The following is a 13,993-nucleotide window of genomic DNA, read 5'->3' on the forward strand; positions in this document are numbered from 1 at the left end:
TTTCGGTTTCGGCCACCTTAGACCGAGCCGGACCGCCGGGCCCGACGAGCCGGTGGCGGGAGGGGAGGGGCGCTGTGCGCGGACGGTGCTACACGGTGTGCTCGTCGGCGACCGACAGCGCGATGTCCAGTGCCGCCAGCCCCTCCCTGGCCTCGGCCTCCGTGACGTTGCAGGCCGGTACGGCGTGGGTGCGGTTCATGTTGATGAAGGGCCACAGGCCGTTCTTCTTCGCCGCCGCTCCGAAGGCCGCCATGGGGGCGTTGGCCTCGCCCGTCGCGTTGTACGGGACCAGCGGTTCGCGGGTCTCCTTGTTCCGGACCAGCTCCAGCGCCCAGAACGCGCCGAGGCCGCGGACCTCGCCGACCGACGGGTGGTTCTCGGCCAGCGCGCGCAGACCGGGGCCGAGGACCGTCTCACCGATGTGGGCGGCGTTCTCGATGACCTTCTCGTCCTCCATCACGTGGATGGTGGCGATGGCGGCGGCGCAGGCCAGCGGGTGGCCGGAGTAGGTCAGCCCGCCCGGGTAGGGGCGGGTGTCGAAGGTGGCGGCGATCTCGGCGGAGATCGCGACGCCGCCGAGCGGTACGTAACCGGAGTTGACGCCCTTGGCGAACGTCATCAGGTCGGGGGTGACGTCGAAGTGGTCGGCGGCGAACCACTTGCCGGTACGGCCGAATCCGGCCATCACCTCGTCGAGGACGAAGACGATTCCGTACCGGTCGCAGATCTCACGGACACCGGCGAGGTAGCCGGGCGGCGGCGTCATGATGCCGGCCGTGCCCGGGATGGTCTCCAGGATGATCGCGGCGATGGTCGCGGGGCCCTCGTAGGCGAGGGTGTCCTCCAGGTGCTGGAGCGCGCGGGCGCACTCCTCCGCCTCGGTCTCGGCGTAGAACGGCGAGCGGTAGAGGAACGGGGCCCAGAACCGGACGACGCCCGCGGAGCCGTTGTCCGACGCCCAGCGGCGCGGGTCACCGGTCAGGTTGATCGCGGTGGAGGTGGCGCCGTGGTACGAGCGGTAGGCGGAGAGCACCTTCGTACGGCCGGTGTGCAGCCGGGCCATCCGGACGGCGTTCTCGACGGCCTCCGCGCCGCCGTTGGTGAAGAAGATCTTGTCCAGGTCACCGGGGGTGCGCTCGGCGATGAGGCGGGCCGCCTCGGAGCGCGACTCGATCGCGAAGGCGGGCGCGAAGGTCGTCATCCTCCCCGCCTGCTCCTGGATCGCGGCGACGACGGTGGGGTGCTGGTAGCCGATGTTGGTGTAGACGAGACCGCTGGTGAAGTCCAGGTAGCGGTTGCCGTCGTAGTCCCAGAAGTACGCCCCCTCTGCGCCGGCGACGGCGAGCGGGTCGATCAGGCCCTGGGCGGACCAGGAGTGGAACACGTGCGCGCGGTCGGCGGCCTTCACGGCCGCGCCGGCGGCGGGGTCAGCGGCGTCGGCATGACGGGGATGAGGGGTCATACGGCGAGCGTAGGCCGCGGTGGGCGCGGCTCGGTATGGCCACCTTGTATGGAGTGGGGCGTGTGGTTCGGCAGGGTGTCGGGTCGGCGCGCGCGGTGCCGAATGGACAGCATGTTGTCGTGATGACAGCATGTTGTCATAGATGCTGTTCCTGTCCGAGTGCTCCCCCTCGATGAGCGCTCTTCCGTCAAGGAGGCCGTCATGACCCGCAGGACCGTCCATCTGGCCGTGTACGACACCTACGCCGACTGGGAGACCGGGCACGCCACCGCCCACCTCGCCCAGAACGGCTTCACCGTCCGGACGGTGGGCCCGACGGCCGACCCCGTCACCAGCATGGGCGGGCTGACCGTGCTCCCCGATCTGACGCTCGCGGACCTGCGCCCCGACGACGGTGCGCTGCTGATCCTGCCGGGCGCCGGGCTGTGGGACACCGGTGACAAGCTGGCCCCCTTCGCCCGCGCCGCCCGGACCTTCCTGGACGCGGGCGTGCCGGTCGCCGCGATCTGCGGGGCGACGGCGGGGCTGGCCCGCGAGGGGCTGCTCGACGAGCGGGCGCACACGAGTGCGGTGTCCTTCTACCTGGCGGCCACCGGCTACGGGGGCGGCGAGCACTACATCGACACGGACGCCGTCACCGACGACGGCGGTGCGGGTGCCGGTGGGGCCCTGGTCACCGCCGGGCCGACCGAGCCGGTCGCGTTCGCCCGCGAGATCCTCGCCCTTCTCGGGGTGTTCGAGGGCGAGAAGCTCGACGCCTGGTACCGCCTCTTCCACGACTCGGACGCGAGCGCGTACGAAGTGCTCCAGGGATGAGCGGTACGGAACAGGACCTGCTGAGCCGGACCGCGCTCGGTGTCTTCCGGCTGAACGGCCAGTTCCTCGCCACGTCGGAGGAGCTGGCCCGCCCTGCCGGGCTGACCGCCGCGTGGTGGCAGGTGCTCGGAGCCGTGCTGGCCGAACCGCTGCCGGTCTCCGGGATCGCCCGGGTCATGGGCATAACCCGGCAGGCGGTGCAGCGGATCGCCGATCTGCTGGTGGGCAAGGGGCTCGCGGAGTACGTACCGAACCCGGCCCACCGCCGCTCGAAGCTCCTGCGCCCCACGGAGGAGGGCCGTACGGCGATCTCCCGGATCGGCCCCGGGCACGAGGAGTTCGCGGCGCGGCTGTCCCGGGAGCTGGGCCCGGAGGAGTTCGCGGAAACGGTACGCGTGCTGGAACGCCTGGCACGGGCCATGGACGCGCTGCACCACCCCGGCCCGGCCGATACCCCGGGCACGGCCGGCGCCCCCGGCCCGTCCGGGGACTGAGGGCGGGGTCCGGCCACGGACCGGCCACCACCCCCCGCCGGGGCGCAACCGCGCCGCTATTCTCGACCCGTTCGGCGTGTCGCCGCACGGGGGAGGACTGCACACCATGGAAAAGCTCGGCTCCGTAGATCCGCAACGCATCGGCGCCTACCGACTGCTGGGCAGACTCGGCGCGGGCGGCATGGGTCAGGTGTACCTGGCCCGCTCGGACCGCGGCCGCACCGTCGCGATCAAGCTGGTGCGCGAGGAGCTCGCCGAGCAGCAGGAGTTCCGCGACCGGTTCAGGCGGGAGGTGATGGCCGCACGCCGCCTGGGATCCACCTGGACCGCCCTCGTGCTGGACGCGGACACCGACGCCGACGTGCCCTGGGTCGCCACCGGTTACATCGCCGGCCCGTCCCTCCAGGCCACCGTCTCGGGCCGTACGTTCACCTCGGCGGGCCCCGCCCCCGGTGCGTACGGACCGCTGCCCGAGCGCTCGGTCCACATTCTGGGCAACGGTCTCGCGCACGCCCTGCGGGCCATCCACACCGCCGGGCTCATCCACCGCGACCTCAAGCCGTCCAACATCCTGCTGACGATCGACGGTCCCCGGGTCATCGACTTCGGCATAGCCCGCGCCCTGGACACCGTCACCGACGGCGGTCTCACCCGCACCGGCGCGCTGGTCGGCTCCGCCGGCTTCATGTCGCCCGAGCAGGTGCGGGGCGAGCGGGTGACCACGGCGTGCGACGTGTTCTGTCTGGGCTCCGTGCTGGCGTACGCCTCGACCGGACGGCTGCCGTTCGGCGGGACGGCCAGTGGGGTGCACGCGCTGATGTTCCGGATCGCGGAGGAGGACCCGGACCTGACCGGGGTCCCGGTGGGCCTCGTGGAGCTGATCCGGCACTGCCTCCAGAAGGACCCGGAGGCCAGACCGACGACCGAGGAAATCCTGGACCTGCTGGCCGAGGACACCGTCTCGGAGCCCTGGCTCCCCGGGGCGCTCATCGCCCAACTCGGCCGCCACGCGGTGGAACTGCTCGACTCCGAGGACCCGGAGGAGCCGGCGGACACGGCGGTGCCGAGGGACGCGGCGGTGCCGAGGGACGCGGAACCCTCTGAGCACGGGGTGGGCCCTGAGGAGGCGGAGACCCCCGGGAAGAAGACAGCGAACCTCGGGAAGACAGCGAACCTCGGGAAGGCGGGAAACTCCGCGAACGCGGCGGTCCCCGCGGACACGACCGCGCGGGACACACCGCCCCCGCCCACCTCCGTTTCTTCGCCCGCCGGTTCACCCCCCGTCGGCCCGCCGCCCGCCGAGCCGTCCACGCCGTCGGAGCCCCCCGCACCGGGCAGCACCCGTCCCTTCCCCACCCCAGTCGGCTCCCAGCAGCCCGGCACCCCGGCGGCCGGACCGCCGTCACCCGGGACGCCGCCTCCCGGGTACGGGTATCCGCAGCAGCCCGCGCAGCCGTACGCGGCCGGATACCCGGCCGCCTACCCGAGCGCGACCCCGACCCCGACTCCGACGCCTGCCCAGGCCCCTTCCCCTGTCCCTGGCCCTGGATACGGCTATCCCCAGCAGCAGAGCCCCAACCAGGGCTACGCGTACGGCTATCCGCAGCAGCCCGGTTTCGGCTCCACGCCCCCGTACGACCCGCTGTACCCCACCGGAACCCAGCCGCCCGCCCCCGAACCGGCCGGTCGGAGAACCGGCTGGACCGTCGCTCTCGTCGCGATCGCGGTACTCGTCGCGATAGGCGCCGGCGGCTCCGTCTACGCGCTGATGAACGGCAGCGGCGACCCCAGCGCCTCCCCGAAGCACTCCACCACCCCGTCCCCCAAGGACGACTCGTCCGACAACGATTCCGACGCCGACTCCGGGTCCTCCGGGTCCGACTCCGGTTCTCCTTCCCCCGGCGACGGGGAGAACGGCGTCCCCGAGGCCTACCTCGGCACCTGGTCCGGCGGCATCGACAACGCCGCCGGCCACTCCACCCGCGAACTCGTCATCGAGCAGGGCGGGGCCGGCGACACCGTCCTCAGCCTCACCGCGGAAGGTCCGACCGACGTCGGCGGCACCTACCGCTGCGTCTTCGAGGCCGAACTGACGGACGCGGTCACCGGCGAGGGACCGCTCAGGATCGGCCCCTCCACCGTGGCGCTCGGCGAGCCCATGTCGTCCTGCACACCGGGCGGTCCGACCACGCTCACCCTGCTCCCCGACGGCACCCTGATCCGCGAGAACACGGACACCGGCGAGAAGCTCACGTACACGAAGTCCGGTTGATCAGGGCAGGCCGCGCGGGACGGGACCACGGGACGGCCGGACATCTGCCGACCATATTGTGTACGCGCCGTGAAGGTCATGCCATACCCTGCGTTCCTGTGCCGCGCCCCTTTCTCGACCACGGGTGGCAAGCGGCCCTCTTTTACCGTGGGGGTAGAGATCAACAACTTCCGTATGCGCAGAGTCTCCACCGCGACCTCGATCGCGGTTCTGTTCAGCTCAGTGGTGCTGGTCGGCGGTGCGGCGAACCCGGCCGCCGCCGACTCCAGCAGAATCCTTCCTGCCAAGTCCGTCGGCGACATCGTCGCGGACGGCGTGCACAAGCACGTGTTCATCAGTGATCCGGCCGGCGGCAAGGTCCTCGTCGCCGACTACAGCGGTGCGGTCGTCGCGACGATCGCGTCGCTGCCCGGAGTGACCGGGCTCGACCTGTCCGCCGACTCCGGCACGCTCTACGCAGCCGTACCGGGCGCCGACGCCATCGTCACGATCGACACGGCGGCGCTCAAGGAGTCCGCCCGGTACGCCACCGGCGACGGCACTGACCCCAAGTACCCGGCCCTGGCGGGCGGCAAGCTCTGGTTCGGGTACGGCTCGGCCGGCGGGGGCCAGATCGGCTCGCTCGACCTGACCGGCGCAGAGCCGGTCGTCAGCCTGGACCAGGAGACGAGCGGCACCTCCTGGTCCGCGGCGCCGACCCTGGCCTCCGCTCCCGGCGCGCCGAACGTGCTGGCCGCCGGTATCGAGAGCCAGAGCCCGACCGAACTGGCCACGTACGACGTCGGCTCGGGCACGGCCACGCGGACCGCGTACAGCCGGTTGGACGGGAGCAATCTGCATGACCTCGCGGTCAGCCCGGACGGCACACAGGTCGTGGTGGCCAGCGGCGCTCCGTACAACCACCAGTCCTACCGGACCTCCGACCTCACGCCCGGGGTCGCGTACGCGTCCGACTCGTACCCCAACGCCATCGACATCGCCCCGAACGGTACGGTCGCCGCCGGCATCGACGGCTGGTACTCCCCCGACGTGTACGTGTACAAGCCGGGCGGCTCCACCACCAAGCCGGTGCGGACGTACGACTTCCCCAACACCGGGGACTCCAGCGGTTCGGACACCCTGGACCCCGCCGGGCTGGCCTGGGCGCCGGACACCAGCCGGCTGTTCGCCGTCACGGTGAACAGCAGGGGCGTCCGCTCGCTGCGGGTGCTCACCGACGCGGTCAGGTCCGTGACCACGGTCAAGGTCACCGCCCCGGCGAAGGCGACGCGGGGCAAGAAGCTCACCGTCACCGGCCGGGCCACGTCGAACGGCGCGTTCGCGGCGGGCGCCAAGGCCACCGTGACGCGGACCGACATCGAGTCGCCCAAGGGCAAGGCCCTCCCCTCGGTGGCGCTGAAGCCGGACGGCACCTTCTCCTTCAGCGACACCCCGCCCGCGGGCGGCACGGTCACCTACAAGGTGTCGTACGCGGGTGACACCCTCCACTCCCCGGGCTCGGGCTCCGGCAAGGTCGCCGTCTCCCGCGCGGCAGCCTCGCTGACCCTGAACCACAACAAGGCGCTCTACGCGTACGGCGCCGACGTGTCGTTCACCGCGCACCTCGGCACGACGTACAAGAACCGCACCGTCGAGCTGTGGGTGGACCCGTACGGCCCGGACAAGCCGAAGAAGCTGGCGAAGACCGGCAAGGTCAACTCCAAGGGCAACCTGTCGACCACGGTCGACATGACCCGGGACACCACCGTCACCGCCGTCTTCAAGGGCGACGGCCGCTACGCCTCCAAGACGGTCACGTCCGTGGCGTACGCCAAGGTGAAGGTCTCGACCACCGTCTCCAAGCAGTACCGGACGGCCAAGATCGGCTCCACGTCGTACGCGTACTTCCACAAGAAGACCAACCCGGCCTTCACCACGACGATGAGCTACTACAAGAACCGCTCGTTCAAGCTGTCCCTGGAGCTGTACTACCAGGGCAAGTGGTACGACGCGGGCTGGCAGTACTTCAAGCTGGGCACCAACGGCAAGACGGTCGTGACGCTCTCCGGCACGCACGAGACGGGCTACCGGATGCGGGCCCGCGCCTCGTACGTGGACGGCTCCTCGGGCGACATCGTGAACTCGACGACCCACGGCGCCTGGAAGTACTTCATCTTCACCAAGTAGCCGGAGAACCGGGCGGAGCCGGTCCGGGGAGCCTGGTCCGGCTCCCGGGCCCGTCAGGTCCTAGATCAGCGGCTTCACCGACATCAGCAGATGCTGGTGCGCCGGCTGCCCGGTCCCTTCCGCCGTGGTCACCTGTCCCGTCGCCTCCTCCGGGGCGGCGTGGCCGGTGACCATGGCGCGCTGTCCCGGGCCCATCAGCCGGAACCGGACGACCGGGGTGTCGAACGAGGCCAGCGCGTCCATCAGGTACGAGGGGTTGAAGGCGACGGTCATCTCCTCCGTCCCCGTCAGTTCGGCCGGAAGCCGCTGGGACGCCACGTCGTCCTCGTAACCCGCCTGGAGCAGCACCGAGTCCTTACGGAACGCGAGTTGGAGCGGGCTGTCGTTGTCCGCCACCACCGAGACCCGCTTCACCGCCTCGACCAGGGGCTCGCGCTCCGTGACCGCCGTGGCCGGGGCCGCCATCGCGAACAGCTTGTCGTGGCCCGGCAGTCGGCCGTCCAGCAGCCGGACCGTGGTCCGCATCCCGGCCAGTTCGAAACCGGCGGAGCCGTTGTCCAGGGCGAGGCTGACCGTGCCCGCGCGGCCGAAGGAGCGGGCGATCTCGGTGAGCCGGCGGGCCGAGACCACGACATCCGCCGAGACGTCCGCCGCCGCGGGCTTCCAGCCGAGCGTGCGGACCGCGAAGCGGTACCGGTCCGTCGCCGCCAGGGTCATCCGGTCGCCGTCGAGCCCCAGCCGGATGCCGGTGAGCGTCGGCAGGGTGTCGTCCCGGCCGGCCGCCACCGCCACATCCGCGACGGCCGCCGCGAACTCCTCGCAGTCCACCGCCCCGAGGACCTCCGGCAGCGGCGGCAGCGACGGATAGTCGTCGAGCGGCAGCACCGAGAGGCCGAATCCGGCGCCGCTGCCCGTCACCGTGAAGCGGGAACCCTCCACCGCGCACTCCACCGCGCCCTCGGGCAGCACCCGGCACACGTCGAGCAGCCGGCGGCCCATGACGAGCACCTTGCCGGGCCGCGAGGTCTCGGCGTCCACCTCGATCCGGGCGGACGCCTCGTAGTCGAGGCCGGAGATGCACAGCCGGCCGTCCGCCGCCTCCAGCAGCAGACCGCCCAGTACGGGAACGGGTGACCTGGTGGGCAGCACCCGGGCCGCCCAGGTGACGGCGTCGGCCAGTGCGCCGCGCTCGATCCGGAACTCCATGGTGGTGAACTCTCCTCGTGCGTCGACGACCGTCTCCGGTCTCCGACGCTACGGGTCACCACTGACAACGAGGCGAGAGCGCGGTTGCGCCGACGACAGCGGCCACCCCCGTGAGCCGCTGCCGTCGTCCCCCGTGCCTCTCCCCCGAAAGGCCCGCAACCGCGTTCGGACTTTAGGCCGCGGGGTAGGAGCGGGTAAAGATTCAGTTCGCACTGTGTGGCCGGTGAGCGGTATCAGTCCGCACAGCCAGACCAGTAGCCTTCACTCCGGTCTCCGGCGGGAGCAGGACAGGAGCGTGGGAAGAGTGCACGCGCGCGGTCGCGCCGACGACGTGGTACGGATGCACGGGCTCGCCAGGTCCGGCGGCTCGCGGGAGCTGCTGCGCTGGGTGTCCGGCCGCGCCGACGGCTGGGCGGGGCTGCTCGGCGCCGACGGCACCGTCCTGCACGGCGTCGCCCGGGACCCCGATGCCGCGAGCGCCGGTTCGGCCGCACTCGCGTCCGAGGGTGCGCGGGAGCTGACGGCGCTCGGGGCCCGCTCCCTGTCGTTCGACAGGGGGCCGCACACCGCGCTGCTGTTCGCCCTGGAAGGCCCGCCGGACACCGCCGCACCGGTTCTCGCCGTGATCGGCCGCCGGCCGCTGCCGGACCGGCTGGCGGTGCTCCTCGCCGATGTGGCCCTGCCGCTCACCATGTGCTGGGCGGCCGAGACCGTCGAACGCAAGCGGCGCCGCGTCGATCTGGCGGAGTCCCGCGGCCGCGAGGCGGTGCTGCATCTGCTCATGACCGGGCAGCTGTCGATCGCGCACCAGGTGGCCGGCGCGCTGAAGCCCGCGCTGCCCGACCCCGTCCGGGTCTGTGTCGTCGAGTGCTCGGGCGGCAGCAGGGACGAGGTGGCCCGGATCTGCACGGACCTCTCCGGCGGCCGGTCCTGGATCGTGCGGTGCCCGGTGTACGCGCGCCATCTGATCCTCGTCGTGCCGGCTGGGCCGGAACCGGCGGACGGACGGCTCGGCCCGGAGGTGGCCGCGGTGGTGGACGACTGCGTCGTGGGCATCAGCGAGGACGTACCGCTGTCCGACACGGCGACCGCGTACCGCCAGGCCTTCCACGCGCTGGCCGTCGCCCGCGGGCTGCCCGGCCGGCACGCCGGCTTCGGCGCGGCGCCCGAGCCCGCGCTGGTGGTCGGCGCGGCGGGGGCGCGGTGGGCCGACGCCCTGCTGGCCCCGCTGCTCGGGCACCTGCCGCGGCGCGGCCAGGATCCGGGCAGTCAGGAACTCGCGGCGACTCTCGCGTCCTGGCTCGCGTTCTCCTCGCACGCGACCTCGCACCTGAAGATCCACCGCAACACCCTGGCCGCACGGCTGCGGCTGATCGGCGAGCTGCTCGGCCTGGATCTGAACCGGGTCGCCGACCAGGCCGCCCTCGACCTGGCCCTGGCCGTCCGCGCCACACCCGCCCTGCCCAGGACCGCCCGCCCGGCGGGGGGCGCGGCGGCGCCCGTCCCGTCGCTGGACGAGATCCTGCGCGCCCCGGCGGTCCGTTCCTGGGCGGCCCAGCAGGTGCGCCCGCTCGGCGACCCCGGAGCGGCCGGCGGCAGCGCCGACCCGTACACCACACTGCGCACCTGGCTGGAGTGCGAGGCCCAGCTCGGCGCGACGGCGGACGCGTTGTCCCTCTCCGTACCCGGTGTGCGCAAGCGCCTCATCCGGCTGGAGACCGTACTCAGGCGCTCGCTCCTGCGGACGCCGAGCGCCCGTTACGACCTGTGGCTGGCGTTCCGGGCGCTGGACCTCGCCGACGGCGGACAGCCGGACGGGGGGCGCCCCCGGCCGTGAGGCCGGACGCACCCCCCGTCACAGGGAGCTCGTGGGTCAGCAGCTCAGGTTCGACCCGGGCGTCGTGCCGAGGATCGACACGAAGGCCTGGTACTTGTCGATCCGGCTCTGCACCTGGGCGGGGTTGCCGCCGTTGCACTCGATGGAGCCGTTGATGGACCGGATCGTCTCACCGAATCCGGCACCGTTCACCATGGCGTTGTGGGCGGTCATGGTGCCGGGGCCGTTCTGGGTATTCCAGTACCAGAGGCCGGTCTTCCAGGCCACGGCGGCGTCCTGCTCGACCAGGTAGGGGTTGCCCAGCAGGTCGATGCCGAGGGCGTCACCGGCGGCCTTGTAGTTGAAGTTCCAGCTGAGCTGGATCGGCCCACGGCCGTAGTACGCGGCCGTGCCGGCGGGACAGCCGTAGGACTGGCTCGTGTCGCAGTAGTGGGGGTAGTTGGCCGTGTTCTGCTCGACCACGTACACCAGGCCGCCCGTCTCATGACTGACGTTGGCGAGGAAGGCGGCGGCCTCCTGCTTCTTCACCGTGTCGCTGCCGGTGTTGGCGAAGCCCGGGTAGGCGCTCAGGGCGGCGGTCAGACCGCTGTACGTGTAGAAGGAACTGCGGCCCGGGAACATCTGGTTGAACTGCGCCTCGCTGACGACGAACCCGTCGGAGGAGCCCGGGTCACCCGGATCCGTACCGCCGCTTCCGCAGCTGCCCTGGTCGGCCCAGACGTCGGAGCTGCCCGGCGTCTCGTTCTGGGTCCACCACTTGGCGCTCCAGTTGTGCCCGTTGTACGAGGCGGAGCCGCCGCCCGTGTAGACGGACGAGGAGTTCCAGGCGGCCGCGCAGTCGGCGGCGGATGCGGTGGTGGCGGGGAGGATTACCAGCGTCGCGACGACCGCGCCGAGCGCGGCGAGCACGCCCATGATGCGTCTGATCATGTGAACACTCCTTCGGCGCGGCGCACCGAGCTCATCGGTGCGCCGCCATGGGGGGTCCCGACACTCAAGCGCTGCTGGTCTGAACCTGTCAAGGTCTAGACCAACATGAGGAACCTTCCCGCCCCGCCGCACCCACCCGGAGAAACCACCGTCCACTCGCCCCGCAGGTACCCCCAACAGGGCCGATTCCGGAGGGAGTCGCTCCGGACACACCCAGGAACGGCGACGGGCCCGAAGGTAAAACCTTCGGGCCCGTCCAGCATGCGGGACGCCGTACTGTCCGGCCGGTCAGCCCCGCATCCCGCGCACATGCGACTGCCGCACCGTCAGCAGGTGAGCCCGGAACCCGGGTTCGTACCGATGATGCCGGTGATCCGCTCGTACGCGGCGACCCGCGCCCGCACCGATCCGGGGTTGCCGCCGTCGCACTCCAGCGCCCCGTTGAGCGAGCGGATCGTCTCACCGAATCCGGCGCCGCCGACCATGGCCTCGTGCGAGGTCATGGTGCCGGGGCCGTTCTGGGTGTTCCAGTACCAGAGCGCGGTCTGCCAGGCGACCGACGGATCCCGCTCGACCTGCCACGGGTCGTTCAGCAGGTCGAGGCCGAGCGCGTCACCGGCGGCCTTGTAGTTGAAGTTCCAGCTGAACATGATCGGGCCGCGGCCGTAGTACGCGGACTGACCGGCCGGGCAGCCGAAGGGCCGGCTGTAGTCGCACTTGATCCAGTAGTTGGCCTCGTTGATCTCCTTCACGTACTGGAGACCCACCGACTCGAAGTCGGCGTGCGTCAGGAACGCCGCCGCCTCCCGGCTCCGCATCGCCTCGGTCCCGGTGTTGGCGAAGCGCGGGTAGGCGTGCAGGGCGTCGATCAGCCCCTGGTAGGTGTAGAAGGAGTCGCGGTCCGGGAAGATCCTGTCGAACTCCGCCTCGCTGATGACGAAGTCGGAGACCCCGCCCGTACAGGCCCCGCCGTCCTGCCAGACGGTGGTGGCGCCCGGGTTCTCGTTCCGCGTCCACCACTTGGCCGTCCAGTTGCGGCCGTGGTGCGAGACGGCGCCGCCGGCCGTATAGGCGGTCGAGGAACTCCAGAGCGGCGCGCACCGCTCCGTGGTGGCGGGCGCCGCGGTGGCGGCGCTGGGGAGGAAGGCCGCCGTCGCGATGACGGCACTCAGGACGGTCAGGACGCTCTTGATGCGGTTCAGCGCTGCTCACTCCTTCGGCAGGGGCACGCCGACGGGCTCCGGCATGCGTCCGGGCATCCCGACACCCAACCCCCGCTGGTCTGGACCTGTCAAGGTCTAGACCAGCACCCGGCGCGCGAGAGGGCCGGGGCGATTCCGCCGCCCCGGCCCTCTCGTGTACCGCTTCCGTGCGCCTACAGGAACGAGTTGATCTCGATCGTCTCGGTCCGGCCGGGGCCGACACCGATCGCGGAGATCGGGGCGCCGGACATCTCCTCCAGCGCCTTCACGTAACCCTGCGCGTTCTTCGGCAGGTCGGCGAAGGTCTTCGCCTTGGTGATGTCCTCGGACCAGCCCGGCAGCATCTCGTAGATCGGCTTCGCGTGGTGGAAGTCCGTCTGGTTGTACGGGAGCTCCTCGACGCGCTTGCCGTCGATCTCGTACGCCACGCACACCGGGATCTGCTCCCAGCCGGTGAGGACGTCGAGCTTGGTGAGGAAGAAGTCGGTCAGGCCGTTGACCCGGGTCGCGTACCGCGCGATCGGGGCGTCGAACCAGCCGCAACGACGGTCACGGCCGGTGGTGACACCGCGCTCGCCACCGATCCGGCGCAGCGCCTCACCGTCCTCGTCGAGCAGCTCCGTCGGGAACGGACCGGCGCCGACACGCGTCGTATAGGCCTTGAGGATGCCGATGACCCGGCTGATCTTCGTCGGGCCCACGCCGGAACCGGTGCAGGCGCCGCCCGCGGTCGGGTTCGACGAGGTGACGAAGGGATACGTGCCGTGGTCGACGTCGAGCAGCGTGCCCTGACCGCCCTCGAAGAGGACGACCTTGCCCGCGTCGATGGCGTCGTTCAGGATCAGCGTGGTGTCGGCGACGAAGGGCTTGATCTGCTCCGCGTACTGGAGCATGTCCTCGACGACCTTGCCGGCCTCGATCGCGCGCCGGTTGAAGACCTTGGCCAGCAGCTGGTTCTTCTGCTCCAGGGCCGCCTCGACCTTCTGCTCCAGGATCGACTCGTCGTAGAGGTCCTGGACGCGGATGCCGACCCGGTTGATCTTGTCGGCGTACGTCGGGCCGATACCGCGCCCGGTCGTGCCGATCTTCCGCTTGCCGAGGAACCGTTCCGTCACCTTGTCGACGGTGACGTTGTACGGGGTGATCAAATGAGCATTACCGCTGATCAACAGCTTGGACGTGTCCACGCCGCGGTCGTTCAGCCCACTCAGCTCGGAGAGCAGGACGGCCGGGTCGACCACGACACCGTTTCCGATGACCGGGGTACACCCCGGTGACAGGATTCCGGAGGGGAGGAGATGCAGTGCGTACTTCTGGTCGCCGACGACCACCGTGTGGCCGGCATTGTTGCCGCCTTGGTATCGCACCACATAGTCCACGGATCCACCGAGGAGGTCGGTGGCCTTCCCCTTGCCCTCGTCACCCCACTGAGCACCGAGCAGCACAAGTGCGGGCACAGGCGTACACCCCTTCCGGGCGGGGCATGTCCAAGGTCAGGGGGCGTACGTAAACGTCGTACATGCCGTACGACGTTGTACGACAAGGCCTGAACCGTCGAACCGGGTGCCCCGGAATAGACCAAGCCCCTGGCGCAATAGCGCAAGGGGC

10 protein-coding genes are annotated in these 13,993 nt (G+C 71.1%); 5 read left to right on the top strand and 5 right to left on the bottom strand.

Annotated elements, in window-relative coordinates; genetic code table 11:
* Positions 1-88 precede the first annotated feature (88 nt).
* The gene (locus ACIO3R_RS32795) at positions 89-1,462 is read right to left on the bottom strand and encodes an aspartate aminotransferase family protein (protein WP_385031478.1); all 1,374 of its coding nucleotides are present in this window, start codon (positions 1,460-1,462) and stop codon (positions 89-91) included.
* 201 nt (positions 1,463-1,663) lie between these two features.
* Between ACIO3R_RS32795 and ACIO3R_RS32800 the strand changes: the two genes are divergently transcribed.
* The 4 genes from ACIO3R_RS32800 (at position 1,664) to ACIO3R_RS32815 (ending at position 7,210) form a co-directional block, all read left to right on the top strand.
* The gene (locus ACIO3R_RS32800; protein WP_385031475.1) at positions 1,664-2,278 is read left to right on the top strand and encodes a DJ-1/PfpI family protein; all 615 of its coding nucleotides are present in this window, start codon (positions 1,664-1,666) and stop codon (positions 2,276-2,278) included.
* A complete protein-coding gene (locus tag ACIO3R_RS32805; protein ID WP_385031473.1) occupies positions 2,275-2,772 on the top strand; it encodes a MarR family winged helix-turn-helix transcriptional regulator in 498 nt (165 codons plus the stop codon). Before ACIO3R_RS32800 ends, ACIO3R_RS32805 begins: the two co-directional genes overlap by 4 nt.
* 106 nt (positions 2,773-2,878) lie before the next feature.
* A complete protein-coding gene (locus ACIO3R_RS32810) occupies positions 2,879-5,044 on the top strand; it encodes a protein kinase (protein WP_402110687.1) in 2,166 nt (721 codons plus the stop codon).
* Positions 5,045-5,218: 174 nt separating this feature from the next.
* Complete coding sequence (locus tag ACIO3R_RS32815; protein WP_385352297.1) at positions 5,219-7,210, top strand: Ig-like domain repeat protein; 1,992 nt, start codon at positions 5,219-5,221, stop codon at positions 7,208-7,210.
* 60 nt (positions 7,211-7,270) lie between these two features.
* Here ACIO3R_RS32815 and dnaN read toward each other — a convergent pair whose 3' ends face one another.
* Entirely contained in the window at positions 7,271-8,416 is a 1,146-nt protein-coding gene (gene dnaN, locus ACIO3R_RS32820) for a DNA polymerase III subunit beta (protein ID WP_402110688.1), read from the bottom strand.
* Between the two features lie 340 nt (positions 8,417-8,756).
* On the opposite strand from dnaN, the gene ACIO3R_RS32825 reads away from it, so the two are divergent.
* Positions 8,757-10,253 (top strand): helix-turn-helix domain-containing protein, encoded by a 1,497-nt coding sequence (locus ACIO3R_RS32825; protein WP_402110748.1) that lies wholly within the window; start codon positions 8,757-8,759, stop codon positions 10,251-10,253.
* A 36-nt stretch (positions 10,254-10,289) separates the two neighbouring features.
* Here the strand turns inward: ACIO3R_RS32825 and ACIO3R_RS32830 are convergent, their stop codons facing one another.
* From ACIO3R_RS32830 to ACIO3R_RS32840, 3 genes are all read right to left on the bottom strand, one after another.
* Entirely contained in the window at positions 10,290-11,183 is an 894-nt protein-coding gene (locus ACIO3R_RS32830) for a glycoside hydrolase family 19 protein (protein ID WP_402110689.1), read from the bottom strand.
* A gap of 326 nt (positions 11,184-11,509) precedes the next feature.
* Entirely contained in the window at positions 11,510-12,355 is an 846-nt protein-coding gene (locus ACIO3R_RS32835) for a glycoside hydrolase family 19 protein (RefSeq protein WP_402110750.1), read from the bottom strand.
* 203 nt (positions 12,356-12,558) lie between these two features.
* The gene (locus ACIO3R_RS32840) at positions 12,559-13,842 is read right to left on the bottom strand and encodes an adenylosuccinate synthase (protein ID WP_363021281.1); all 1,284 of its coding nucleotides are present in this window, start codon (positions 13,840-13,842) and stop codon (positions 12,559-12,561) included.
* Positions 13,843-13,993 lie beyond the last annotated feature (151 nt).

The organism is Streptomyces sp. NPDC087428 (assembly GCF_044744085.1).
Classification (GTDB): Bacteria; Actinomycetota; Actinomycetes; order Streptomycetales; family Streptomycetaceae; genus Streptomyces.

Coding starts and splice junctions, on each gene's coding strand:
- ACIO3R_RS32795 (WP_385031478.1), bottom strand. CDS start 1,462: ATGACCCCTCATCCCCGTCATGCCGACGCCGCTGACCCCGCCGCCGGC.
- ACIO3R_RS32800 (WP_385031475.1), top strand. CDS start 1,664: ATGACCCGCAGGACCGTCCATCTGGCCGTGTACGACACCTACGCCGAC.
- ACIO3R_RS32805 (WP_385031473.1), top strand. CDS start 2,275: ATGAGCGGTACGGAACAGGACCTGCTGAGCCGGACCGCGCTCGGTGTC.
- ACIO3R_RS32810 (WP_402110687.1), top strand. CDS start 2,879: ATGGAAAAGCTCGGCTCCGTAGATCCGCAACGCATCGGCGCCTACCGA.
- ACIO3R_RS32815 (WP_385352297.1), top strand. CDS start 5,219: ATGCGCAGAGTCTCCACCGCGACCTCGATCGCGGTTCTGTTCAGCTCA.
- dnaN (WP_402110688.1), bottom strand. CDS start 8,416: ATGGAGTTCCGGATCGAGCGCGGCGCACTGGCCGACGCCGTCACCTGG.
- ACIO3R_RS32825 (WP_402110748.1), top strand. CDS start 8,757: ATGCACGGGCTCGCCAGGTCCGGCGGCTCGCGGGAGCTGCTGCGCTGG.
- ACIO3R_RS32830 (WP_402110689.1), bottom strand. CDS start 11,183: ATGATCAGACGCATCATGGGCGTGCTCGCCGCGCTCGGCGCGGTCGTC.